At 56.8% G+C, this 22,498-nt stretch carries 22 protein-coding genes; 18 read left to right on the top strand and 4 right to left on the bottom strand.

Features of this window, described 5'->3' with window-relative positions; translation table 11 throughout:
* Window positions 1-2: 2 nt before the first annotated feature.
* Both ACXAE6_RS15665 and ACXAE6_RS15660 read right to left on the bottom strand, forming a co-directional pair.
* Window positions 3-341 (bottom strand): EscU/YscU/HrcU family type III secretion system export apparatus switch protein, encoded by a 339-nt coding sequence (locus ACXAE6_RS15665; RefSeq protein ID WP_475150691.1) that lies wholly within the window; start codon window positions 339-341, stop codon window positions 3-5.
* Window positions 338-2,560: a hypothetical protein gene (locus tag ACXAE6_RS15660; protein WP_475150688.1), complete on the bottom strand. Its 2,223-nt coding sequence runs from the start codon at window positions 2,558-2,560 to the stop codon at window positions 338-340. The genes ACXAE6_RS15665 and ACXAE6_RS15660 overlap by 4 nt, the downstream gene beginning before the upstream one ends.
* A gap of 117 nt (window positions 2,561-2,677) precedes the next feature.
* Between ACXAE6_RS15660 and ccmA the strand changes: the two genes are divergently transcribed.
* The 15 genes from ccmA (at window position 2,678) to ACXAE6_RS15585 (ending at window position 17,707) form a co-directional block, all read left to right on the top strand.
* Entirely contained in the window at window positions 2,678-3,295 is a 618-nt protein-coding gene (ccmA, locus tag ACXAE6_RS15655) for a cytochrome c biogenesis heme-transporting ATPase CcmA (RefSeq protein WP_475150684.1), read from the top strand.
* Window positions 3,292-3,969, top strand: a complete 678-nt coding sequence (ccmB, locus tag ACXAE6_RS15650) for a heme exporter protein CcmB (protein ID WP_475150678.1) — start codon at window positions 3,292-3,294, stop codon at window positions 3,967-3,969. Before ccmA ends, ccmB begins: the two co-directional genes overlap by 4 nt.
* 77 nt (window positions 3,970-4,046) lie before the next feature.
* Window positions 4,047-4,838 (top strand): heme ABC transporter permease CcmC, encoded by a 792-nt coding sequence (gene ccmC / locus ACXAE6_RS15645; RefSeq protein WP_475150670.1) that lies wholly within the window; start codon window positions 4,047-4,049, stop codon window positions 4,836-4,838.
* Complete coding sequence (gene ccmD, locus ACXAE6_RS15640; protein ID WP_392800600.1) at window positions 4,838-5,050, top strand: heme exporter protein CcmD; 213 nt, start codon at window positions 4,838-4,840, stop codon at window positions 5,048-5,050. Before ccmC ends, ccmD begins: the two co-directional genes overlap by 1 nt.
* A complete protein-coding gene (gene ccmE / locus ACXAE6_RS15635; RefSeq protein ID WP_475150661.1) occupies window positions 5,047-5,487 on the top strand; it encodes a cytochrome c maturation protein CcmE in 441 nt (146 codons plus the stop codon). The genes ccmD and ccmE overlap by 4 nt, the downstream gene beginning before the upstream one ends.
* Window positions 5,488-5,536: 49 nt before the next feature.
* Window positions 5,537-7,489, top strand: coding sequence for a heme lyase CcmF/NrfE family subunit (locus ACXAE6_RS15630; RefSeq protein WP_475150655.1), 1,953 nt, complete (start codon window positions 5,537-5,539; stop codon window positions 7,487-7,489).
* Window positions 7,486-8,019 (top strand): DsbE family thiol:disulfide interchange protein, encoded by a 534-nt coding sequence (locus tag ACXAE6_RS15625; RefSeq protein ID WP_475150649.1) that lies wholly within the window; start codon window positions 7,486-7,488, stop codon window positions 8,017-8,019. The genes ACXAE6_RS15630 and ACXAE6_RS15625 overlap by 4 nt, the downstream gene beginning before the upstream one ends.
* Window positions 8,003-8,485: a cytochrome c-type biogenesis protein gene (locus tag ACXAE6_RS15620; protein WP_392800611.1), complete on the top strand. Its 483-nt coding sequence runs from the start codon at window positions 8,003-8,005 to the stop codon at window positions 8,483-8,485. The genes ACXAE6_RS15625 and ACXAE6_RS15620 overlap by 17 nt, the downstream gene beginning before the upstream one ends.
* A complete protein-coding gene (ccmI, locus tag ACXAE6_RS15615; RefSeq protein ID WP_475150639.1) occupies window positions 8,482-9,690 on the top strand; it encodes a c-type cytochrome biogenesis protein CcmI in 1,209 nt (402 codons plus the stop codon). Before ACXAE6_RS15620 ends, ccmI begins: the two co-directional genes overlap by 4 nt.
* Before the next feature lie 180 nt (window positions 9,691-9,870).
* Window positions 9,871-13,368 carry a chromosome segregation protein SMC gene (gene smc / locus ACXAE6_RS15610; RefSeq protein WP_475150633.1) on the top strand — a complete coding sequence of 1,166 codons (3,498 nt, stop codon included), beginning with the start codon at window positions 9,871-9,873 and terminating at the stop codon, window positions 13,366-13,368.
* A 54-nt stretch (window positions 13,369-13,422) separates the two neighbouring features.
* Complete coding sequence (gene zipA, locus ACXAE6_RS15605) at window positions 13,423-14,466, top strand: cell division protein ZipA (protein ID WP_475150627.1); 1,044 nt, start codon at window positions 13,423-13,425, stop codon at window positions 14,464-14,466.
* On the top strand, window positions 14,463-16,496 hold the full coding sequence (gene ligA, locus ACXAE6_RS15600; RefSeq protein WP_475150624.1) for an NAD-dependent DNA ligase LigA: 2,034 nt from the start codon (window positions 14,463-14,465) through the stop codon (window positions 16,494-16,496). The genes zipA and ligA overlap by 4 nt, the downstream gene beginning before the upstream one ends.
* 47 nt (window positions 16,497-16,543) lie before the next feature.
* Window positions 16,544-16,984, top strand: a complete 441-nt coding sequence (locus ACXAE6_RS15595; RefSeq protein WP_392800627.1) for a hypothetical protein — start codon at window positions 16,544-16,546, stop codon at window positions 16,982-16,984.
* Window positions 16,981-17,238 carry a YheU family protein gene (locus tag ACXAE6_RS15590; protein ID WP_475150616.1) on the top strand — a complete coding sequence of 86 codons (258 nt, stop codon included), beginning with the start codon at window positions 16,981-16,983 and terminating at the stop codon, window positions 17,236-17,238. Before ACXAE6_RS15595 ends, ACXAE6_RS15590 begins: the two co-directional genes overlap by 4 nt.
* Complete coding sequence (locus tag ACXAE6_RS15585) at window positions 17,231-17,707, top strand: DUF2489 domain-containing protein (RefSeq protein ID WP_475150611.1); 477 nt, start codon at window positions 17,231-17,233, stop codon at window positions 17,705-17,707. Before ACXAE6_RS15590 ends, ACXAE6_RS15585 begins: the two co-directional genes overlap by 8 nt.
* A gap of 12 nt (window positions 17,708-17,719) precedes the next feature.
* Here the strand turns inward: ACXAE6_RS15585 and ACXAE6_RS15580 are convergent, their stop codons facing one another.
* Entirely contained in the window at window positions 17,720-18,607 is an 888-nt protein-coding gene (locus tag ACXAE6_RS15580) for a recombination-associated protein RdgC (protein WP_475150605.1), read from the bottom strand.
* 104 nt (window positions 18,608-18,711) lie between these two features.
* On the opposite strand from ACXAE6_RS15580, the gene rrtA reads away from it, so the two are divergent.
* Entirely contained in the window at window positions 18,712-19,296 is a 585-nt protein-coding gene (gene rrtA / locus ACXAE6_RS15575; RefSeq protein WP_475150600.1) for a rhombosortase, read from the top strand.
* Between the two features lie 61 nt (window positions 19,297-19,357).
* Here rrtA and ACXAE6_RS15570 read toward each other — a convergent pair whose 3' ends face one another.
* Window positions 19,358-20,239 (bottom strand): LysR family transcriptional regulator, encoded by an 882-nt coding sequence (locus ACXAE6_RS15570; protein WP_475150593.1) that lies wholly within the window; start codon window positions 20,237-20,239, stop codon window positions 19,358-19,360.
* Window positions 20,240-20,413: 174 nt separating this feature from the next.
* Here ACXAE6_RS15570 and leuC point away from each other — a divergent pair, with 174 nt between their 5' ends.
* Both leuC and leuD read left to right on the top strand, forming a co-directional pair.
* Window positions 20,414-21,850, top strand: a complete 1,437-nt coding sequence (gene leuC / locus ACXAE6_RS15565; protein WP_475150588.1) for a 3-isopropylmalate dehydratase large subunit — start codon at window positions 20,414-20,416, stop codon at window positions 21,848-21,850.
* A complete protein-coding gene (gene leuD / locus ACXAE6_RS15560; RefSeq protein WP_475150585.1) occupies window positions 21,847-22,494 on the top strand; it encodes a 3-isopropylmalate dehydratase small subunit in 648 nt (215 codons plus the stop codon). The genes leuC and leuD overlap by 4 nt, the downstream gene beginning before the upstream one ends.
* Window positions 22,495-22,498 lie beyond the last annotated feature (4 nt).

Here is a 22,498-nt window from a genome sequence, read left to right as displayed (position 1 = left end):
GCCTACTCCTTGCCGTAAGCGTCCCGTACCCGCTGATAAGCGGAGCGGGTCGCCGTCGGCGAAAATCCTTCCGGTACTTTGTCTTTAAGAAAAAACGCAAAAGCCAGGACGCGCGCTACCCATTCATACAGATCCGGTGGGATGGCCTGGCCGACGTTCATCTGCTGCAGAATATGCACCAGATCTTCATCCTGATAGACCGGTACATCGTATTCGCGCGCCAGGCGCAGAATCTCTTCGGCTTGCTCGTCGATGCCCAGCGCCGAAACAATGGGCGTGCGCTTGCCGCTGTAAGTGAGAGCGGCGGCTGCGGTTGCCGATGGCTGCTGGTCATCACTCATGTGTGTACATCCACTAACGGTTTGAAATCATTCACTTCCGGCGTGCTTTTTTTGCGTGGCATGCCGTGACGGGTATGGAGTTGACGCTCCCCGAGCCCTTCAGTCCATTGCTCGAGCGTGCCCAGATGGCTGTTCAGAAAAGCCAGGGTATTGCGATCTTCCGACCAGAAAGTCAGGTCGGTTTGTTGCGGCTCCCAGACCAGGTCGGCGCATAACGGAGCCAGCGGTTCCAGTTCGAAAAACAGCCGGAATCGCCACAGCCGTTTACCGCCAGCGCCACTGTCTTGCTCTGCATCCGATGCCTGTTCCTGCCACCATTCCAGGTTGGCCCAGGAAGATGGACCCATCCAGATCAGGGGGATACTCAACTGCTGTACCGGTTGATTGGGGCCATCGCCACCCTGAGCCAGAGCGCTGAGCGTTTGTTGAATCGCATTGTTCTGGGTTTTGCCCTGAACCGCCTCGAGCCAATTGCGCAGTTGCAGTAAAGGTTGCAGCTCAGCTGCGGATTGTTGGTTGGTGGGGTTGCCCGCACCGCTGTTGTGAACCTGCGGAAGTGGGGGCGGTGGCAGGGGTTTGTCGAGACCGTAATTGAGATCGTTGGTGCGCAATAATTGCTGGGCGCGCTGTGCCAGGCTTTGTTGCAGGCTGGCAGGATGTTGACGAATGCGGTTGTCGAGCATCAATAACCATTGTGCCAGCCGTATTTCCAGCGGTGGCTGGTCAGTCGTGCCAGGACGCGATGGCAACGGGCGCCAACTCGCTGCGGGGTTTTCGGCCACCGAGCCAAGTGGCGTCGTTGCAGCCGGTGGCGCAAATTCTGTGGCGGTAGGAGTTGTTGTCGTTGTTGTAACACTGATCGAAAACCTGACGCCACTGTCGCTGGAGTTAGCTCCCGCTGCGGGCAGGTTGGGAGTGACCGCAGTCGTGGTCGCATTGATCGACGACGAGGATAAGACGGGCGTGACGGTCATTCTCAACTGGTCGGCCGGAATATTTTGCAGGGCTGACAGCGCTGCCGACAGCGGCGGTGTCAGGCTTTGATTCACTAAGGTTGGCAGGCGTTGCGGTTGTTGCAGCACTAACGCATCGATCGGTTGAATCCTGAGCAGTGCTTGAATTTCCGCTGGGATAGTAGCGGCGGCTTGGCGTGTTGGAGTGGCCGCCGCTTGAACGGCCATGGCAGCGGCGGGTGTCACCGCTGTTGGCTGTGCTGCGGTTATTTTTGCGGGCACTGGAGCGGCGGGTGCGACCGTCGCGGCGATTTTGGCAAAGCCTTCGCTACTGGCAACCAGGGTTAATGGTTGGCTGGTGCCGGTTTGCTGAATCGGTTGCCACTGTCCCGTTGGCTGTTGCTGCAAGGGTAGCCAGCGCAGGGGTTGTTGTTGCAGTAACGGCAGGCTGGCGCGTATCACGTCCACCAAGACACGCAGTGGCGTGGACACTGTTGTTGTTGCGCTCGATGTTGTTGCTGGCACCGGACCGGCTGGTACTGAGTTGTTGTTTGCTGCTGCCGGCTTGTCACCACTGGAATGGGTAATGGGCGCACTGTTACTGACGGTTGCCCGGGCATTATTGCTCTGCTGGAGGGTTGCCAAAGGCCAGGGCGGTAGGAGTAATGTCGTGTTCCGGCTTTGTGGTGCGTTGACGTTGCCTGCCTGAACAGCTGTCGCCAACGGCATAAATTCCCTGATCCAGCTGGCCACGGTGCGGGCGTTCAAAGCGGGCTTTTGGTTTAACCAGTCGAGCAGTGGTTTCAGCTCAGGTTGCTCGATGATCAATTGCTGCTGTACTGAGGTGGTTGGCAGCGGCGGTAAGGCGGTGGCATGAACTTTCGGCAGGGTATGCGCCTGCCAGAACTGCAGCGACGCTTGCATCATGCGATTGAGCTGCGCCGGTTCCGGGTTGGGCAGTACTCTGATCTGATCATCCCGGGTCGCTTCAATCAGCAGCACCGTGCCCGGTTGGAAGGGTTTGGTGGATTGTACGCGCACCCATTGATCATTCATCGACAACAACAGTTCAAACAACGGCTTACGCGGTGTTCCCAAATCCTGTTGTTCGATCACCACAGCAATAGCCGGTGCTGACTGACGCAATTGTGCCAGGGCCTCACGCTGTGGTTGCAGCAGGCCTTCGCCACCTCGATGCGCGGTCCGGGTCGACAAGGTGCTGTCGACCGGGCGGCGAATGCTGTCGCTGCGATCAATCCCCGCCATGGGGTCTGTCCTCTTGGAGTTCTATGCCTAGTGTAGCGGCCAGAAGGGTGTCGGCTAAAGGTTCAGACGCAGCGGTCAAACCGCTATAATCGCGCCACATTTTTGGGTGGGATCACCATGACCCCAGTGTTGAGCGCGCAAGGGCTGCGTTGCGAGCGTGATGACCGGCTGTTATTTGACCAATTGGAACTGTCCTTGATGCCCGGAGATATTCTGCATCTGACAGGCCCCAACGGCAGTGGCAAAACCACCTTGCTGCGTGCTCTGGTCGGTTTGGGGCAGGCTGTTGAAGGTCAGATTCAGTGGTTTGGCGGCCAGTTTCGAAGCAATGAAAAGATTTGGTATATCGGCCATAGGCCAGGGGTCACATTGCTACAATCGCCGCTTGAAAATTTGCGCTACGGCCTTGCGCTGCGCGGTCTGGAGCGAAATGAGCAGGAGCTTTTTCAAGCTCTGGAGCAGGTTGGTCTGCGCGGTTACGAAGACCTTCCCAGCCGGCAATTGTCAGCCGGTCAGCAGCGGCGTGTGGCCCTGGCTCGGTTGTTTCTCGATACTCCATCCATTTCTGCCTGGGTTTTGGATGAGCCACTCACGGCATTGGATGACCGCGCGGTTGAACTGCTTAAAACACGCATTCAGCAATTTGCGGCTTCAGGTGGCAGCGTTTTGATGACCAGCCATCATGGTATGAGTGGCGATGCAGTGCGGACACTGGCACTAGGAGGCACTGAGTGAGGCTGAGTCGACTCTTCACTCGTGTGTTGCAGCGTGAACTGCAAATGGCGTATCGCCGCCGCGCTGACCTGGCTAATCCGCCCTTGTTCTTTTTAATCGTCGTTGCGCTGTTCCCATTGGGCGTTACGCCGGATCTGGAACGTCTGGCGACGATGGCGGCAGGTGTGCTTTGGGTGGCAGCCTTGCTGGCCAATTTATTGTCGCTGGATTTGCTGTTTCGCAGTGATCACGACGATGGTTCGCTGGAGCAGTTATTACTGGCAGCTGCGCCACCGACACTTCTGGTCCTGGGCAAAGCACTGGCGCACTGGTTGGTGACTGGCTTGCCGCTGACCTTGATGTCGCCGTTGCTGGGTTTAATGCTGGCGTTGTCGCCTTCGGCCATGCCGCTGCTGATGCTGAGCCTGGCTTTGGGCACTTTGACGCTGAGTCTGGTTGGCGGCATTGGTGCGGCGCTGACTGTCGGCTTGCGACAGGGCGGTTTACTGCTGACGTTGTTGATCATGCCGTTGTTTGTACCGGTGCTTATTTTCGGTACGGCGGTGGTTCAGGCCGCTGCCGCGGGGTTGCCGTGGATTGGCCAGTTGGCACTGTTGGCAGCCATGGCTCTGTTGGCGCTGGTACTGGCGCCGCTGGCGACGGTCGCCGCGTTGCGCATAGCGGTCGAAGAATAACGACCAGCGCTGTCTTGGGCAGCGCTGGAAAATAAAATACAGCCGGGTAGCCGTGCCTGGCCGGAGTAGTACGCACGATGTGGCAAAGCACTGTTTGGCAAAGCTCTTTTTGGCAAGGCCTGGTGCGCTGGTTCCATAAATGGACCTCGCCAAAATGGTTTTACAGCCTGAGTCGTCCACTGGGCGCCTGGATTGGCTGGCTGGCGCTGTTGATTCTGGTGGTGTCACTGGTCTGGGGGCTGGCTTTCGCACCCATTGAACGGCTCCAGGGCAATAGCTATCGCATCATCTTTATACACGTTCCCGCTGCTTTTCTGTCGCAGGCGATCTACGCCGCCGTTGCTGCGCTGGGCCTGATTGGTCTGGTGTGGCGTATCAAGCTGGCTTTTTATCTGGCCAAACAAAGTGTTCCGATCGGTGCCAGTATGGCGTTTCTCGCCCTGGTAACCGGTGCTATTTGGGGTAAGCCGACCTGGGGTGCCTGGTGGGTTTGGGATGCGCGCCTGACCTCCATGCTGGTGCTGCTGTTTTTGTATCTGGGTTTATGGGCGTTGCACAACGCCATGGAACGCCCGGAAAGTGGTGACAAGGCTGCGGCCATCCTGGCGTTGGTAGGGGTGGTCAACCTGCCCATCATTAAATTCTCGGTGGACTGGTGGAATACTCTACATCAGCCGGCAACGCTGAAATTTACCGAAGCACCGCCGATGCACATCAGCATGTTGATTCCCTTTTTGTTAGCCATCCTGGGGTTTTATCTGGCGGCGGTTGCCTGGGCGCTGAAGCGTACCCGTCTGGAAATTCTGCAGCGCGAACGTCGCACTCAATGGGCGCGTGATGAGCTGGATCGATTGGGAGGAAAATCCTGATGTTTGCTTTCGACAGCCTGGCCGATTTTTTCGCCATGGGTCGCCACGGTTTCTACGTCTGGACAGCCTATGGTTTTGCTGCCCTGGTGGTGATCTATAACCAGCTCAGTCCGTATCTGATGCAGCGCCGGCTGGTGGCTGAACATCGCCGTCGTCAACGTCGCGAGCAGGGCGCTCAAGCTCAATCATCCGGTGGAGTCACTTCTTCATGAATCCAAAACGCAAACAACGATTGATCCTGATTTTACTGGGGACATCGGGCGTGGCCGTTGCGGTATTGCTGGTGTTGTTCGCGCTCGGTCAGAACATGAATTTTTTCTATTCTCCGTCTGATATTGCCAAGGGCGATGCACCTTTGGATAGAGACATTCGCGCCGGTGGCATGGTCAAGGAAGGCTCGGTGCAGCGCGACAGCGATTCGCTGCGCGTAAGCTTTGTGGTGACCGATTTCGTATCCGAGGTTCAGGTCAATTACGAAGGCATTCTGCCCGACCTGTTTCGTGAAGGGGACGGTGTGGTTGCTATTGGCCGGTTGTTGGAAAATGGCGAGGTCGAGGCTTCTGAAGTCCTGGCCAAACACGATGAAACCTATATGCCGCCTGAGGTGACCGACGCCTTGGAACGGGCTGAAAGCGCCAGCATTTATTAATGCCTGGGCGATCATTCACGCACGATACGCACAATAAATAAGAGTCGCTATGTTACCGGAGTACGGACATTTTGCGCTGATCCTGGCGCTGCTGTTGGCCACGGGCCTGTCGACCTTGCCACTTTACGGTGTGCTTAGCGGACATGGCGGTTTCCAACGCTCTGCTACGGCCCTGACCTGGGGCATGACCTTCTTTCTGACGACTGCCTTTGCCATTTTGGTGACCTGTTTTTTGGTGGACGATTTCTCGGTGCGCATTGTCGTCGAGAATTCCAACAGCCAGTTACCCTGGTTCTATAAATTTTCCGCGACCTGGGGCAATCACGAAGGCTCCATGTTGATGTGGGTGCTGATGCTCGGCGGCTGGGCGACGGCGGTCAGTCTGTTTTCCGGTTCGTTATCGCAAGAATTGAAAAGCGCTGTGCTGGCGGTGATGGGCATGATTTCACTGGCCTTCTTGTTGTTCCTGCTGGTGACCTCCAATCCGTTCGATCGACTGCTGCCAATTCCGCCCAGCGACGGCGGTGACCTCAATCCACTGTTGCAGGATTTTGGTCTGATCGTGCATCCGCCGACGCTCTATATGGGTTATGTGGGTTTTTCAGTCGCCTTTGCCTTTGCCATAGCGGCTTTGATTACCGGTCGTTTCGATGCCGGCTGGTCACGCTGGGCGCGGCCCTGGACCAATATGGCCTGGGCGTTTCTTACTCTCGGTATCGCCCTGGGCAGTTGGTGGGCTTATTACGAACTCGGCTGGGGCGGCTGGTGGTTCTGGGACCCGGTCGAAAATGCGTCCTTTATGCCCTGGTTAATCGGCACCGCCTTAATTCATTCCCAGGCGGTCAGCGAGAAGCGTAATCTGTTTAAATCCTGGACCTTATTGCTGGCAATCCTGGCCTTTTCCTTCAGTCTGCTCGGTACCTTTTTGGTTCGCTCCGGTGTACTGACCTCGGTGCATGCCTTTGCTACCGACCCGGAACGCGGTCTCTTTATTCTGGTGATTCTGTTGGTCACCATCGGCAGTTCGTTGCTGCTTTATGCGCTCCGTGCCGGGCAGATTCGCATCGCCGGTGAGCACCGTTTGGTATCGCGCGAATCCTTCTTGCTGTTCAACAACATCATTTTGGTGGTTATCGCTTTTATGGTGCTGTTGGGTACGCTGTTTCCGTTACTTTTTGACGCCTTTAACTGGCGCAAACTGTCGGTCGGCGCGCCTTACTTTAATGCCATGTTTAATTTCTTTATGGTGTTTTTGTTGTCGCTGCTCGGGGTTGGCCAGTTGCTGCGTTGGAAGCGGCATCCGCTGTCTGAGCTGCGTGCTCAGTTTAAAGTCGGCATTCCGTTCGCCCTGATTTTAGGGTTGGTGTTGCCGCCGTTGGTGACCTCAAGTTTTAACTGGCGTGTCTGGTTGGGTCTGGCACTGGTGTTCTGGTTATTGGCTGGCTTGGTGCGCATGCTGCTCGATCGCACCCGCAACGCCTCTCAACCCTGGCGCGCCTTGCGCCGTGCCGGCGGTTCTTTCTGGGGTATGTGGCTGGCGCATCTGGGCGTGGCCGTCAGTGTCGTTGGCGTGGTACTGGTGTCGAACTATGACCTGGCGCGCGATTTCCGGATGGCACCAGGCGACACCGTCACCATGGGTGATTACAGCTTCCGGTTTGATGGCATGAACATCGTTGAAGGGCCGAATTATCAGTCCGACCAGGGCGTGATCAGTGTCTTGCGTAATGACCAATTGATTGCCGATTTGCATCCGGAAAAACGCTTCTACACCGTGCAGCGTAACACCATGACCGAAGCGGGCATCGATGCCGGCTTGTTCCGTGATCTCTACGCTTCACTGGCCGAACCCCTGGATGATGACCATCAGGTCTGGGCGGTTCGGCTGCAGGTAAAACCCTTCGTACGCTGGATCTGGCTCGGCGCGATTTTGATGGCCGCCGGGGGAGTTTTGGCATTGTTTGATCGTCGCTATCGCAAAGCGACAGGAGGACGGGCGTGACACGCAGATGGGTCTTGTTTTTACCGCTGGTTTTGATTGTGATTTTGGCCGCGCTGTTCTCTTATGCCTTGTTGTCGGGTGTTGATCCCAGTGAGATGCCCTCGGCACTGGAAGGCGAAGAAATGCCGGCTTTTCGGCTCAGCACTGTCCAGGACAGTCTGGATATGAAAACGGTCGACGACCTGACGGGCGAACCGTTTTTGTTAAATATCTGGGCCACCTGGTGTCCGTCGTGCAAATGGGAACATCCCTATTTAAACAGTCTGTCTCAGGAAGGCGTGCGCATCATTGGGGTCAATTACAAAGACGAGCGCGATCTGGCGCAGGCCTGGCTGAGAGACTACGCCAACCCCTACGAAGTTGATCTTTACGACCCCAACGGCGACCTGGGCTTTGAGCTGGGTGTAACCGGCGCACCGGAAACCTTTTTTATCGACTCCCAGGGCGTGATTCAGTATCGCTACCAAGGGCCGATCGACAGCGCGCTGTGGCAGGATGAACTAAAGGCCGTTTATGAAAACCTGGATTAATCCGAGTCTGATCATCGTTGCATTGTTGCTCTTGTGTCTGGCCGCAACGGCCCTGGCTGAGCGCGAGCAGCGTTACTTCGATAACGACAGGCTGCGCGATCGTTACGAACAATTGATCTGGGAATTGCGCTGCCCTAAATGTCAGAACCAGAACATCGCCGGTTCCAACGCACCCATCGCCGCTGATATGCGCGAAAAGACCTACGAACTGCTGCATCAGGGCTACAGCGATCAGCAGATTATCGACTATATGATCGACCGCTATTCCGAGTTCGTCACCTACAAGCCGCGCGTTACTGCCGGCACCGTCTGGCTTTGGCTGATTCCCGGCCTGGGTCTGTTGATCGGTGCTGTGGCGGTCTTTGTATTGGCGCGACGTTCCGGCCAGCAAGCGGTTGAACCCATCAGCGACGCCGAGCGGCAACGCCTGGCTGAACTGCTGGAAAAGGACAGTGACGCCTCATGATGATATTCCTGCTGATGACTCTCACCGCCTGGCTCTTTGTGCTGCTGGCGGTGCGCACTGGCCGCTCCAGCCGGGCGCGCGACTCGGTCACTGAGTCGGTCGCCATTCATCGCGACCGACTGGCGCAGCTTGAAGCCGATTTTCGCGACGGCACGCTGGAGCTGGCGGACTACCAGCAGTTCAAGACTGAAACCGAGCGCGCGTTGCTCGAAGACAGCCGCAAGGCGGCACGCGGCACCGATCTGCGAACCTTGCCCTGGCCGTTGGCGCTGGTAGTGCTGGTAGCGATCACCGTCGCCGCCTGGCTACTGTATCTGCACTGGGGTGCCGCTGATGCGGTCGAGGTTCGTCGCGGCTTTATCGAATTGGCCACCAGCGAGCAGCCCACCCAGCAACAGCTGGATACCACGCTCGATGGTTACCAGGCCATGCTCGAGCGTCACCCGGACGATCTGCAAGGCTGGTTCCGTCTGGCCAATATGCAGATGGAGCTGGGCCGCTACGCCGATGCGCAACCGAATCTGGAACGGGTGCTGCGGTTGCTGCGCGAGGGTGATCGCAACGCCGAAGATGAAGCCACTATCCTGGCCTATCTGGGGCAAGCGCTCTGGGCCCAGGAACAGCCGCAAGCGGCCTTAGCGCGCTTTGAAGAAGCGTTGCAGTTCAATGCGCAGAACAATCTGGCGCTGGGATTTGCCGGTCGCTTAACCTTTGAAAGCGGCGACTATCGCGACTCCATCGACTACTGGTTACGCTTGAAAAGCCTGGCCAGTGAGAGCGCCGATACTCGTCTGATCGATGAGTTTATCCGCCGGGCCCAGGCCGCGCTGGCGGAGCAGGGCATCGATTACCAGCCACAGTTACAGCCGCGTTTGAATCTGACTATCCAACTGCCATCGGCCTGGGAAGGCTTGCCCGACGGCGCCGCCTTGTTTGTCTACGCCCGCCAGCCCGGTGAGCGCATGCCCTTGGTGGTTAAACGCATTCCGGTAACCGCAGGCGAAATAAAAGTGTCTCTCAGTGACGCCGATGCCATGGGGCCGATGGGTGGTCTGGATGGACAGAGTGAAGTGGAAGTCACCGCCCGAGTGTCCTTTTCCGGCCAGGCTGAGAGCGCGCCAGGCGACTGGACGGCAGAGCCGAAAACCGTGGATTTAACCGAGAACTCACAACAGCAGCTGAGCCTGCAGATACGCCAGCCATAAGCTATTTTTGAATGGCTTTGAGGGTTTCTTTAAGGGTTCTCTAAGTTGTTGATCTGGTTCCGAAAATGGGCTGACACGGCGGTTTCAACGGCCGCCGATTAACGCTAGAATCGTGGCAACCAAGTCTTTAGCCGGCCCGGGTTCATCCAGGTCGGCCCACGCCGGAACTGGCAGGACGCTATGCGACTGAAAAGCATCAAGGTGGCCGGATTCAAATCCTTCGTCGATCCGACCACCATCCCTTTTCCGACCAATCTGTCGGCCATCGTTGGTCCCAATGGCTGCGGCAAGTCGAACACTATCGATGCCGTACGCTGGGTGATGGGTGAATCGTCCGCCAAACATCTGCGCGGCGAATCGATGACGGACGTCATCTTCAATGGCTCCAACGCGCGTAAGCCGGTGGGTCAGTGTTCGGTCGAGCTGGTGTTCGATAATTCCGATCACACGCTGCAGGGCCAGTACGCCGGCTTTAACGAAATCTCCATTCGCCGCCGCGTCACCCGCGATGGTCAGTCCAGCTATTTCCTCAACGGCACCAAGTGCCGCCGCAAAGACGTCACCGATCTGTTCCTCGGCACCGGTTTGGGCGCGCGCTCTTACGCCATTATCGAGCAGGGCATGATTTCCCGGCTGATCGAAGCCAAGCCGGAAGAGCTGCGCACCACCATCGAAGAAGCCGCCGGTATTTCACGCTACAAAGAGCGCCGCCGCGAAACTGAAAACCGCATGCGTCGCACGCGCGAAAACCTGGAACGCCTGACCGACATCCGTGAAGAGCTGGAGCGTCAGCTGCAGCATCTGCATCGCCAAGCCCAGTCGGCCGAGAAGTACAAAGAATACAAAGCCGAAGAGCGCTCCTCGCGCGCGCAATTATCCGCCTTGCGCTGGAAGCGGCTGGATGACGAAGTCGGCGAGCAGGAACTGAAAATTTCCGAACTGGAAACGCGCTACGAAGGTTTTGTCGCTGAGCAGCGTCGTATCGATGCGGAAATCGAAGCGCTGCGCGAAACCCATCACGACGCCACCGAAGCCTTTAATGAAGTGCAGGCGCGCTATTACCAGCTGGGTAATGAAGTCGCCCGCTTCGAGCAAACCATGCAGCACCGCCAGGAACAGAGCCAGCAATTGCTGACCGACATCCAGGATGCCGAACGTCAACTGCATGAAGCCGGCCAGGAAAGTCAGGCCGATGCCGACCGGGTGGAAGAAAGCCAGGAAGCCTTGCAACTGCTGGAACCCGAACTGGAAGCAGCGGCTGAGAAAGTCAGTCGCGCCAGCGAAGAACTGACTGGCATCGAGCAGCGCCAGCAGGAATGGCAAACACGGTGGGATGCGTTTAACCAGAATGCCCAGGGACCAAAACGTCAGGCCGAAGTTGCTCAGTCGCGCATCCAGCATCTGGAACGGGTGGTCGAACAACTGCATCGTCGTCAGGAAAATCTCTACCGCGAACGCGACCAACTCAGCGCCGATCCGGAAGCGGAAAACCTCGCAGCCTTGCTGGAGCAAACCGAAGAATTAGAGCAACGCGCCGAAGCTTTTCAGACCCAACTGGATGATCTGAGCGAACGTTTGCAACGAGGTCGCGAAGACGCCGAACAAAAACGCGCGCGTTACGATGAGACCAAGCAGCAACTGCAACAAAAGCAGGCGCGCAAGGCGACATTGGATGCCTTGATCAAAGCGGCTCTGGGTGATGAAAGCCAGGGCGTTCAGGATTGGCTTGCCAGCCATCAGCTGCGCGAAGCGGTGCGCCTGGCGCAGAATGTTGAGGTCGAGCCGGGCTGGGAAGCGGCGGTTGAAGCGGTGCTGGGTGATCGGCTCCAGGCGGTCTGCGTTGAATCCGTCGATGGACTGGGTGACGCCATCAGTCGCTTCAAAGACGGCACCCTGACGCTGGTCAGTGGTCCGGCAAGCAGCGCAGCGAGCAGCGACAATCTGCTATCCAAAGTGCGTTCTGATCGTGATCTCTCTAACTGGCTGGCACCGGTACAACTGGCCGATTCACTCGATGATGCCTTGGCACGCCGTTCAGGGTTGCAGCCGCATCAAAGCCTGATTACCCGTGATGGTATTTGGGTTGGACCAACCTGGTTGCGCGTGCGTCGTGGCGAAGGCGCGGCCGATGGACTGCTCAGCCAGCAGCAGGAACGCGACGATCTGATCGATGCCATCGATGAGCTTGAAGCAGTCGAGGAAGACCTCGAAGTCAGCCTCAACGTTGCCTTGATGCAACAAAAATCGATCGAAGAAGAGCGTGAACAACTGCAGCGCGACAATCAGCAATTGAGTCGCCAACTGGCCGAAGCAAAATCTGAGTTGAGCGGCCGTCAGGTTCAGGTTGAACAATTGCGTGAGCGGCGCGAACGTCTGGCCGTCGACATTCAGGAAGTCGAAAACCAGATGGCCGAAGAGCGCGAAAGTCTGTCCATGACGCGCGAGGAATTGCAGCAGTCGCTGGATTCGATGGAAGAGGATGTCGATGAACGCGAAGCCTTGTTGGGTGAGCGTGAAGAATTCCGTATCAGCGTCGATGAAAAACGCGACGAAGTTCGTGCACTGCGTGATGCCGAACATCAGCTGCAATTGAAACAACAAACTTTGCAGACCGAAGTGCGTTCTTTGCAGGCATCACTGGAACGTGCCAGTCAGCAAAAAACGCGCGCGCAGGAACGTCTGACACGACTGAAAGAACAGCTCAGTGAACGCGAAGATCCATCCGATGAATTGAAAGAAGAGCTCGAACAAAAACTCGAAGCTCAGATGGAGCTGGAAGGTGCTTTGAACGACAAGCGCGCTGTTATGGAAGCCGCCGACACTAAGATGCGTGAGCTGGAACAGGCACGCGCAGCGACCGAGCAGCAGGCGATGGCTGTGCGGTCGGAAATGGAACAGCAAAAGATGAATGCGCAGACGCAAATTACCCGTCGCGCTACCTTGGCTGAACAACTGGCTGAGCAGCAATTCGATCTGGATACGGTGCTCGCCAACCTGCCGGATGACGCCACTGAAACCGCTTGGGAAGAAGCACTGGAACGCCTGGCGGCGCGCATTCAACGCCTTGGCCCGATCAACCTGGCGGCGATTGAGGAATACCAGACGCAAAGCGAGCGCAAGCGTTATCTCGATGAGCAGGATGATGATTTGCAGCGCGCCCTGGAAACCTTGGAGAACGCGATTCGTAAAATTGATCGCGAAACCCGAACCCGTTTTAAAGATACCTTTGATCGGGTGAATCAGGGTTTACAGGATCTTTTCCCCAAGGTGTTCGGTGGTGGTCATGCCTATTTGGAACTGACCGGCGATGATCTGCTTGATACCGGTGTGGCCATTATGGCCCGCCCGCCGGGCAAGCGAAATTCCACCATTCATTTGTTGTCCGGTGGTGAAAAAGCGCTGACGGCAATTGCTTTGGTGTTTTCCATTTTCCGTCTGAATCCGTCACCCTTTTGTATGCTGGATGAGGTTGATGCGCCGCTCGATGATGCCAATGTGGGTCGCTATGCGCGCTTGGTGCAAGCCATGTCGGAGCACGTGCAGTTTATCTACATTACGCACAACAAAATTGCCATGGAGATGGCGCATCAATTGATGGGTGTCACCATGAACGAGCCGGGCGTATCCCGGTTGGTATCGGTCAACGTCGAAGAGGCTGCCGAACTGGCAGCGATCTGAGATGGTTTTTTCGTCAACGATTAGAGTGTTTGCTTAGCAGGAGGGTAGACGGCGATGCGCGAATTATTGGTCATTATCGGCGTGGTGCTGATCGCCCTGATTCTTTGGGACGGCATGCGCCGCATGCAAAAAAAAGGTCGTTACAGTGACGACTATCAGGACCCGGACGAGCTGCGTAAGCAAGCTGAAATTGCCCGCGAGTTACCCAATGGTGGCGCCCGGACCCGGCCGATGGATAACCGTGATCAAACCGATCTGAATACCCGGCTGAATTTGCGCGAACGGGTGCCGATGCTGATGGACCCGGTCGATGAAGAAACGCCGGACGACGACACCGGGTCGGTCATGCATGTCGATCAACATCATCTCGATTTTGATGCGCCCGTTGACGATTTATCAGAATCCGAAACGTTGCGCTATGCGGCAAAACCGCAAGCTGATACTGAACAGTCTGAGGTCGGGCCGGTTGAAGAGGATGAATTTGACGACTCTTCAAGCGAAGATTACCGCGCCGATTCGGCGGCTGAGCCAGACGATGATATTGATGAATTTGGGGCGCACGAGCCAATCGATAACCCGGCTGAGCCATATTCTGCGCAGTCTGATTGGCAGGCTGACGACCAAGCTGAATTCCAGGCATCCACCAGTGATGAGCAGGTCGATGATCGGCCTGTAGAAGAGCTGGTCATTATTCATATTATGGCGCCGGATGGCGCTCAACTGGCCGGCAGTGAGCTGCTGGAGTTGTTACTGCGAGCTGGCCTGCGTTTTGGTCCCATGGATATTTTTCACTACCGCAACAGCAAAGGTCAGCTGGAATTCAGTTTGGCCAATTGTGTACAGCCGGGCACCTTGGACCCGGATGGCATGGCCGAAATGACCACTCCAGGCGTGACCCTCTTTATGCAGTTGCCGCAGCGTGCTGACCTGCTGACTTCTTTCGATCATATGGTCGAGATGGGACAGTTTTTAGCTCAGCACCTGGGCGCCGACATGCTCGATGAAAACCACTCTACGGTCACGCCGCAGCGTGTTGAACATTATCGTGAAAGACTGCGTAATTTTGCCCGTTCACAATTGATTCAGGCCCACGAATGACAGCCGATTTGCGCGCCGAATACGAATCTTTGATTGCCCAGATTCGTGATTACGACCATCAGTATTACGTTCTTAATCAGTCGGATATTCCCGACGCCGAATACGATCGTTTGATGTTGCGTCTGCGCGAAATCGAAGCCGAGCAGCCGACCTGGGTCACTGCACAGTCGCCTTCACAGCGCGTCGCCGGCGCACCGGCGGAAGGCTTTGCAACGGTGCGACACGAAGTGCCAATGTTGTCGCTCGATAACGCCTTCAGCGATGACGACCTGGCCGATTTTTATCAACGTCTGCAAAACCGTCTGAACAGCACCGATGAATTGCGCTTCGCCTGCGAACCCAAACTCGACGGTATCGCTGTCAGTCTGCTTTATGAAAACGGCCGCCTGGTTCGTGGCGCCACTCGCGGCGACGGCACCACCGGCGAAGACATCACCGCCAACGTCCGCACCATCCGTTCCATTCCACTGGAGTTACGCGGCAGTGATTGGCCGTCGGTATTAGAAGTGCGCGGCGAGATTTATATGACCCGCGCCGGCTTCGAAAAGATGAACGCTGAGGCGGAAAAAAACGGCGAAAAAGTCTTCGTCAATCCACGTAATGCCGCCTCTGGCAGTCTGCGCCAACTCGATTCCAGTTTGACCGCCAAACGCCCGCTGCGCATGTGTTGTTACTCGGTGGGTCGTGTTGAGGGCGGCGAGCTTGCGGCGACCCAGAGCGACACACTGGCACGTCTGGCTGACTGGGGTTTGAAGATCAACGAAGAAAGTCAGGTGGTGAGTGGGTTGGCTGGATGCCAGGCCTATTATCAGCGCATGCTCGAACGTCGTGATCAACTGGATTACGAAATTGACGGCATCGTCTACAAAATCGATTCGCTGAATTTGCAGCAGCGTCTGGGCTTTGTGTCACGGGCGCCGCGCTGGGCCATTGCGCGCAAATTTCCGGCTCAGGAAGAAACGACCATTCTCGAAGGCGTCGATTTTCAGGTCGGTCGTACCGGTGCCTTAACGCCGGTTGCGCGCTTGCAGCCGGTTTTTGTCGGTGGTGTCACCGTCAGTAATGCGACGCTGCACAATATGGACGAAATTGAACGGCTCGATGTGCGCATCGGCGATACGGTGATTATTCGCCGCGCCGGTGATGTGATTCCTCAGGTGGCGCGGGTAATTGAAAGCAAACGCCCGGCGGATGCGCAGCCGATATTGATGCCAACCGAATGCCCGGTATGCGGCTCTAACGTCGAACGTGTTGAAGGCGAAGCCGTGGCGCGTTGCACCGGCGGCTTGAATTGTAGCGCTCAGCGTCGTGAAGCCTTGAAGCATTTTGTTTCGCGGCGTGCGCTGGATATCGAAGGTCTGGGTGAAAAGCTGATTGATGCCTTGCTCGAAGCCGGCCAGTTACACGCACCGAGCGATATTTTTGAGCTTAAAGCCGAGACGCTGATGAACCTGGAGCGGATGGGCGAAAAATCTTCCGCCAATGTGATAGCCGCGATCGAAGCGGCCAAGCAAACCACCCTGGGTCGGTTTTTATACGCCTTGGGCATTCGCGAAGTGGGTGTCACCACGGCGGAAAATCTGGCCCAGCATTTTGGTTCTTTGGAAGCCTTGATGGTGGCCGGCGAAGAAGCTTTGCTCGAAGTCGATGACGTCGGCCCCAAGGTGGCTGCTCATGTTGCTCACTTTATGGCTGAAGAAAATAACGTCGAAGAAATTAAGCGCCTGGTCAGTCATGGTTTGGATTGGCCGGATCCCAGACCGGTTGGCGGCGATCGCCCTCTGGAAGGCCAGACCTGGGTGGTCACCGGCAAGCTAGAAGTGATGAGCCGCGATGAGGCTAAGGATTATCTGCAGCGCCTCGGCGCCAAGGTCGCAGGTTCGGTATCGGCGAAAACGGCTTGTGTCGTCGCCGGTCCGGGCGCTGGCTCCAAGCTGAAAAAAGCCACCGAGCTCAATATCGACGTGATCGATGAAGCGGCCTTTCTGGATCAGTTACGTCACCACGGCCTATGGCGCGACGACGCCTGAGCCGACATCTGCAAGTCAGCAATTCAAAGCATCAGGCAGGAGATCTCATGCTGGAACAGGAGAGCATCGTTTACGGTGTGATTCGTGATGTGGCGAGCGAAGGCAGCGAATTCTTGTTGCGCAGCCGCAGGGTTAACAGCGAAGCCATTCTCAACCTGGGCGATGTCGATGATTTTCCGCATCTGACCACCAGTATGTTCGCCATTCCGGTTGAAGAGCTGGAGCAGGGCACCTATCGCACTCAGGTGATCCATTTTGCCGGTTCCTACCACGCTGTTGAATATCACTGGGAGCAATGGCTCGCTAAGTTCGAGGCCCTGCTGGCGCGGATGTATTGGCTGTCAGCGACGGTACACCTTGAAACTGGGCTGTCAGGCAGCCATACCTTCCAGTGGGACAGCCCGGGTGCCTACCACGCACCCAGCGATGAATTCAGTGTGCACTGTGAGTGGGAACATGCCCTGGCCATTGGACAGAAACCTTCATGATCATCCCGTTTGAGCGTTTGGAAAGCGAGACTCTGGAGCAGGTGATCCGCGAATGGTTGATGCGTCAGGGTGAAGATTGGGGCATGGAAGAGGGTTTGCTGGAATCGGCAATCAAGCGCGCTCGGCAGGCACTCAGTGATGGCCGTCTGGTGCTTTACTGGGATGCTAACGAAGAGTATCTGACGCTGCTCGATCCCAAACTGGTCGACCCAAAAACAATGCCCAGCGACGACGAACAGGAATCCTATGAATAATCTAACGCTCAGTGTGTTGGCCGTAGCAGCGGTCGTTATTATTGCGGTATTGGCCGTGATCGCCTGGCGCTTGCAAGCTCAGGTTCGACAGCAACAGCGCCAGCAGGAAGAGCAACAGGCAGCAGCGCAGGAACGCGATGCCGAACGTACCGCCTATGTGCTCGACAGCCTGCGCATTCTCTCGGCGAATGTCATTGACGAAAACCTCAACCTGTCTGAAGCGACCATCCGCTGCAAGGTATTGGTTGATGCTTTGAATTTACCTGAAAGCGAACGTCAGCCATATCAGGTGTTGGAAACCGTTTTTGAGCAGGTGCAGCACTTTGATACGCATGGCGCGCGCAAAGCGCTGTCGCGTGAAGAGCGCAAGCGTCAGGACGCAGCGCGTGAGGCGATTGAGCAGGAATACGAGGCGGAATTAAAAGCCTGTTTTGAGCGGCTGCGCCATATTGGTTTAGCCACTCAATAGGGCGCGTTGGAGTCAGACGCCGGGTTCGGTGATCTGCGGTTCCAGTGCCGTAAGCCAGGTGGTCAGCGTATCGGACATCAGCAGTGTATCGGTGCGCGGATCGTCGGAATCACCGTTGGTTTCCACCAGCGTATCGCTGTATTTCAGTCGCTTTATCGCAAAGGCATCGTCGATCACTGCCTGGCATTGATCGTTGATGACAATCCCCAACTGACGAATGCGCATGCCACTTTCCAGTGAATGGCGGATTTCTGGTGCGTCCAGATCGAGGTTGCGATAGCGCGCTTTCACCGTTGGGTCCTGCGCCATCACCAGTTCCAGATCGGCCGATAATTCTGTGCCTTCCGGGCGACGTTCCGGGTCGTGGTACCAGGCGGTCAGTAAATCGCCACCGGCAATCAATTTACCCAGGGGTACGATCGGCAGACTGCCCACCGCATCGCGTAACTGGGCGGTGACTTCGTCGGCGGTTTTTTCGCTGGCGGCGTTCAATACCAGCCACTGACGTGACGGATCAATCCACAAACTGACGCGACGTGTTTTGTGGAAGGCACGCGGCAGCAGTTCGGCGCGGATGGCTTCTTTTAACGCTTCCTTTTCCTTGCGGCCCGGACGGCGACCTTCGGCTTCTTCAACCGCCAGCACCTTCTCATCCAGATGTTCTTTGAGCACGCTCGCCGGCAACAGTTTTTCCTGAATCTGGGCCGCCATAAACAATCGACCACCGACGTTTTCGCACAACATCGTGCTATCGCCAAAGGGCGGTACCCAGCCGAAGCTGCTTTCCTGCAACGCGCTCAGGCCACTGAACGGAAATTGCGCGAGGGCCTCATTGAGTTGATCTTCGTTGGCGGTCCAGTTGTCGGTCAGCCGGTACAGTCGAAGATTTTTAAACCACATGCGCTCGCGTCCTGTGCAGTAAAGGGAAGGGCGCGCAGTGTACTGGTTCGCGTCGTCCGGCAAAACCTCTAAGATGGGCGCTGGTCGTTGTTGTCGAGAAAATCGTGATCCCTGCTGCCTTTCGTTCCCGCCCGCTTTGGTTGCTGTTGTTGAGTTTGTCGTTATTGACGCTGATCGGTGCGCTGGCGCCGATCAATGACTGGCTGGAATTTCGTCGCGCGCCCTGGTTAGAAGGTCAACTTTGGCGGCCGCTGACCGCCTGGATGGCGCAGTTAAATCTGACTCACTGGCTGGTGAATCAATGGGGTTTGATATTGCTGGCCCTGGTGATGCCGCCGCGGCCGAGCCGGACCGATACGCTGGCTTTTATCTGGGTCTGGCTGTTTGCCAGTGCCATGCTGGTGTTCAGCGATTATCGGCAATACGCCGGCTTGTCGGGTTTGCTCTATGGCTGGCTGGTGTGGGCGGTGCTTCGTTCGCCTTACTATCAAGCTTGGTTGCGCTGGCTGGTGGCCCTGGTGCTGACCGCCAAGGTGGTGCAGGAAAACCTGCCGGGCGATCACGGCAGTGAGCTAGTCGGTCAGTGGATATCGGCCAACATAGCGGTGGAATCCCACGCCTGGGGCTTGATCGCCGGTTGGGTTGCGCTGGCCATCACTTGGTTGTGGCTGCGCTTTGGTCGAGCTTGATTTACTCACTGAGGCCACTTTTTAACTCACCGAGGCGCTTTTTAACTCACCGAGGCACTTTTTAACTCACTGAGGCAACATCACGCGCTATGGTCAGTAGTTCCAGCGCGCCCTGACTGGGCGTGCGCCGGCTGTGGCGAATCACACCTAAATGCCGCACCAGGCTGACCTGTTCCACCTTCAATATCGTCATCGACTCGTTGATCAATCGATCCGGCAACAGACTCCAGCCCAAACCACTGCTCACCAAGGCGCCGATGGTTTCCAGATAGTTCACCGCCAGACGCCGCTTGAGCGGCAGATGATGGCGCTCAAAGGCGGTTTGAATCAGGCGGAAGGTGGTGGTTGCTTCTTCCGGCAGAATGGCGCGGAAGTGCACCAGTTCATTCAGCCGAATCGAGCCGCGTTTGGCGGCCAGTGGATGGTCGTGCGCGACCACAAAACGCAGTTCATCGGTCCATAGGCGTTCCTGAATCAGATCGCGCGGCAGGGTGGTGGGCAGGGTGATAAAGGCCAGTTCCAGATCGCGCTTGAGAATCGCCTGAATGGTCTGTTCCGATTCCAGAAACCGCAAATCGAGCTGGGCCTGTGGGTGGCGTTCGACCAGGGTGCGCAGAATCGGCCCCAGGTAATGCAGACCGATATGGTGGCTGGAGGCAATCGCCACCTGACCCACCTGGCCACCACTGGACTGATGAATCGCCTGGCGCGCATCGCGGATGTCTTCGAGAATCCGTTCCGCGCGGTCGACCAACAGCCGTCCGCTTTCGGTCAGATAGACTTCCCGGCCGATGCGGTCGAACAGCCGGGTGTCCAGGCTGCTTTCCAGATTGGCAATGCGCTTGGATACCGCCGGCTGGGTGAGAAACAGCTGCTCGGCCGCGCGGCTGAAGGAGCCGTTTTCGGCGACGGCGAGGAAGGCTTCCAGGCTTTGATGATCCATGTTTAAAAGTCCGTTGATGGTGTGATGTATTCCAGTTTGGAATTGAAAACATAAAAATAATAAATTTGTATTATCCGGCTGTCCAAATAAAATGCGTGTCATGGTTTCAAAGCTTGTTGCCGCTCCGCCCATCGCGGCCTGCAAGCCATTCACCGTGCGATAAGAGGATTTCCCATGGCCGGTAAAACGCTTTACGACAAACTCTGGGACGCGCACCTTGTCTCCCAGCGCGACGACGGCACTGCCTTGATCTACATCGACCGTCAGCTGCTGCACGAAGTCACCTCGCCGCAAGCGTTCGAAGGCCTGCGCCTGGCGGGCCGTAAACCCTGGCGCCTGGACACCAACCTGGCGACGCCGGATCACAACGTCTCCACCGAAGCCGGTGAGCGCTCCGAAGGCGTGGCTGGTATCAAAGACGAGATTTCCCGCATTCAGGTGCAGACGCTCGACACCAACTGCACCGATTTCGGCGTGCGCGAATTCAGCATGAACGATGTCGAACAGGGCATCGTTCATGTGGTCGGTCCGGAGCAGGGCGCGACCTTACCGGGTATGACCATCGTCTGCGGCGATTCGCACACCTCCACTCACGGCGCCATGGGTTCGCTGGCGTTCGGTATTGGTACTTCGGAAGTCGAGCACGTTTTGGCCACTCAATGCCTGATTCAGCGCAAGATGAAAAACATGCGCATCCGCGTCGAAGGCGAACTCGGTGAGGGCGTTACCGCTAAAGATGTGGTGCTCTACATCATCGGCCAGATTGGCACCGCCGGTGGCACCGGCTACGCCATCGAATTTGGCGGCAGCGCCATTCGTAAGCTGTCCATGGAAGGTCGCATGACCATCTGTAATATGGCCATCGAAGCCGGTGCCCGCGCGGGCATGGTGGCGGTCGATGACACCACCATCGATTACTTCTACGACCGGCCATTCGCGCCCAAGGGTGAGCTTTGGGATCAGGCGGTCGCTTCCTGGCGTGATCTGGTCAGTGACGACGATGCGGTGTTCGATGCCGATATCGAACTGCAAGCCTCTGACATTGAGCCGCAGGTTTCCTGGGGCACTTCGCCGGAAATGGTCGTCGGCATTAACGACAAGGTGCCCAACCCGGCCCAGCAGAGCGATGAAGCCAGCCGTAAAGGTATCGAGCGCGCGCTGGAATACATGGGTCTGGAAGCCGATCAGCCGATTGCAAGCATTAAGCTCGACCGTGTCTTTATCGGTTCCTGCACCAATTCACGCATCGAAGATCTGCGTGCTGCGGCGGCGGTCGTTAAAGGCAAAAAGGTAGCGTCCAGCCTGAAGCAGGCGATGGTGGTGCCGGGTTCAGGGCTGGTAAAACGCCAGGCCGAAGCCGAAGGTTTGCACACCATCTTTAAAGCAGCCGGTTTTGAATGGCGCGAGCCGGGTTGTTCTATGTGTCTGGCGATGAACGCCGATAAGTTGGGCCAGGGCGAACATTGCGCCTCGACCTCAAACCGCAACTTTGAAGGTCGCCAGGGCTTTGGTGGACGTACTCATCTGGTCAGTCCGGCCATGGCGGCTGCGGCTGCCATTGCGGGTCACTTTGTCGATATTCGCACCTGGCAGGAGGGTCAAGCCGCATGAAAGCTTTCACTCGTTTGGATGGCTTGGTCGCACCGATGGACCGCGCCAATGTCGATACTGACTTGATCATTCCCAAGCAGTTTCTGAAATCGATAAAACGCTCTGGCTTCGGCCCCAACCTTTTCGATGCACTGCGTTATCTGGATGAAGGTCAGCCGGGCATGGATAATTCCAAGCGCCCGCTGAACCCGGACTTTGCGCTGAATCAGCCGCGCTATCAGGGTGCAGAAGTGCTGTTGGCACGACGCAACTTCGGTTGTGGTTCGAGTCGTGAACATGCGCCCTGGGCGCTGGAAGACTTCGGTTTCCGTGCGGTTATCGCGCCGAGCTTCGCCGATATCTTCTACAACAACTGCTTTAAGAACGGCGTGCTGCCGATCGTGCTTGATGAAGCCATCGTCGATCGTCTGTTCAAAGAGCTGGACGCCAACGAAGGCTATCGTCTGACCATCGATCTGGAAGCCCAGACGGTCATCACGCCGGACGGCGACAGCTTCAGTTTCGAAGTAGACGGTTTCCGTAAGCATTGCCTGCTTAACGGTCTGGACGACATCGGCCTGACGCTGGAAGACGCTGACGCCATTCGCGCTTACGAACAACGCCGCGCCAACGAAGCGCCCTGGGTATTCGGGCAAATCCGCTAAGACG

It is taken from the genome of Saccharospirillum sp. ABV4_185 (genome assembly GCF_056159245.1).
Note: the sequence above shows the minus strand (reverse complement) of the source record. Positions and strands in the feature narration are given on the sequence as shown.

Excerpts from the sequence above, each read along its gene's own strand:
- ACXAE6_RS15580 (WP_475150605.1), bottom strand. The coding sequence starts at position 18,607 with ATGTGGTTTAAAAATCTTCGACTGTACCGGCTGACCGACAACTGGACC.
- ACXAE6_RS15570 (WP_475150593.1), bottom strand. The coding sequence starts at position 20,239 with ATGGATCATCAAAGCCTGGAAGCCTTCCTCGCCGTCGCCGAAAACGGC.
- ACXAE6_RS15620 (WP_392800611.1), top strand. The coding sequence starts at position 8,003 with ATGAAAACCTGGATTAATCCGAGTCTGATCATCGTTGCATTGTTGCTC.
- ACXAE6_RS15585 (WP_475150611.1), top strand. The coding sequence starts at position 17,231 with ATGAATAATCTAACGCTCAGTGTGTTGGCCGTAGCAGCGGTCGTTATT.
- ccmC (WP_475150670.1), top strand. The coding sequence starts at position 4,047 with ATGTGGCAAAGCACTGTTTGGCAAAGCTCTTTTTGGCAAGGCCTGGTG.
- ACXAE6_RS15590 (WP_475150616.1), top strand. The coding sequence starts at position 16,981 with ATGATCATCCCGTTTGAGCGTTTGGAAAGCGAGACTCTGGAGCAGGTG.
- leuD (WP_475150585.1), top strand. The coding sequence starts at position 21,847 with ATGAAAGCTTTCACTCGTTTGGATGGCTTGGTCGCACCGATGGACCGC.
- smc (WP_475150633.1), top strand. The coding sequence starts at position 9,871 with ATGCGACTGAAAAGCATCAAGGTGGCCGGATTCAAATCCTTCGTCGAT.
- leuC (WP_475150588.1), top strand. The coding sequence starts at position 20,414 with ATGGCCGGTAAAACGCTTTACGACAAACTCTGGGACGCGCACCTTGTC.
- zipA (WP_475150627.1), top strand. The coding sequence starts at position 13,423 with ATGCGCGAATTATTGGTCATTATCGGCGTGGTGCTGATCGCCCTGATT.
- ACXAE6_RS15595 (WP_392800627.1), top strand. The coding sequence starts at position 16,544 with ATGCTGGAACAGGAGAGCATCGTTTACGGTGTGATTCGTGATGTGGCG.
- ACXAE6_RS15660 (WP_475150688.1), bottom strand. The coding sequence starts at position 2,560 with ATGGCGGGGATTGATCGCAGCGACAGCATTCGCCGCCCGGTCGACAGC.
- ccmD (WP_392800600.1), top strand. The coding sequence starts at position 4,838 with ATGTTTGCTTTCGACAGCCTGGCCGATTTTTTCGCCATGGGTCGCCAC.
- ACXAE6_RS15630 (WP_475150655.1), top strand. The coding sequence starts at position 5,537 with ATGTTACCGGAGTACGGACATTTTGCGCTGATCCTGGCGCTGCTGTTG.
- ccmA (WP_475150684.1), top strand. The coding sequence starts at position 2,678 with ATGACCCCAGTGTTGAGCGCGCAAGGGCTGCGTTGCGAGCGTGATGAC.
- ligA (WP_475150624.1), top strand. The coding sequence starts at position 14,463 with ATGACAGCCGATTTGCGCGCCGAATACGAATCTTTGATTGCCCAGATT.
- ccmI (WP_475150639.1), top strand. The coding sequence starts at position 8,482 with ATGATGATATTCCTGCTGATGACTCTCACCGCCTGGCTCTTTGTGCTG.
- ACXAE6_RS15665 (WP_475150691.1), bottom strand. The coding sequence starts at position 341 with ATGAGTGATGACCAGCAGCCATCGGCAACCGCAGCCGCCGCTCTCACT.
- ccmE (WP_475150661.1), top strand. The coding sequence starts at position 5,047 with ATGAATCCAAAACGCAAACAACGATTGATCCTGATTTTACTGGGGACA.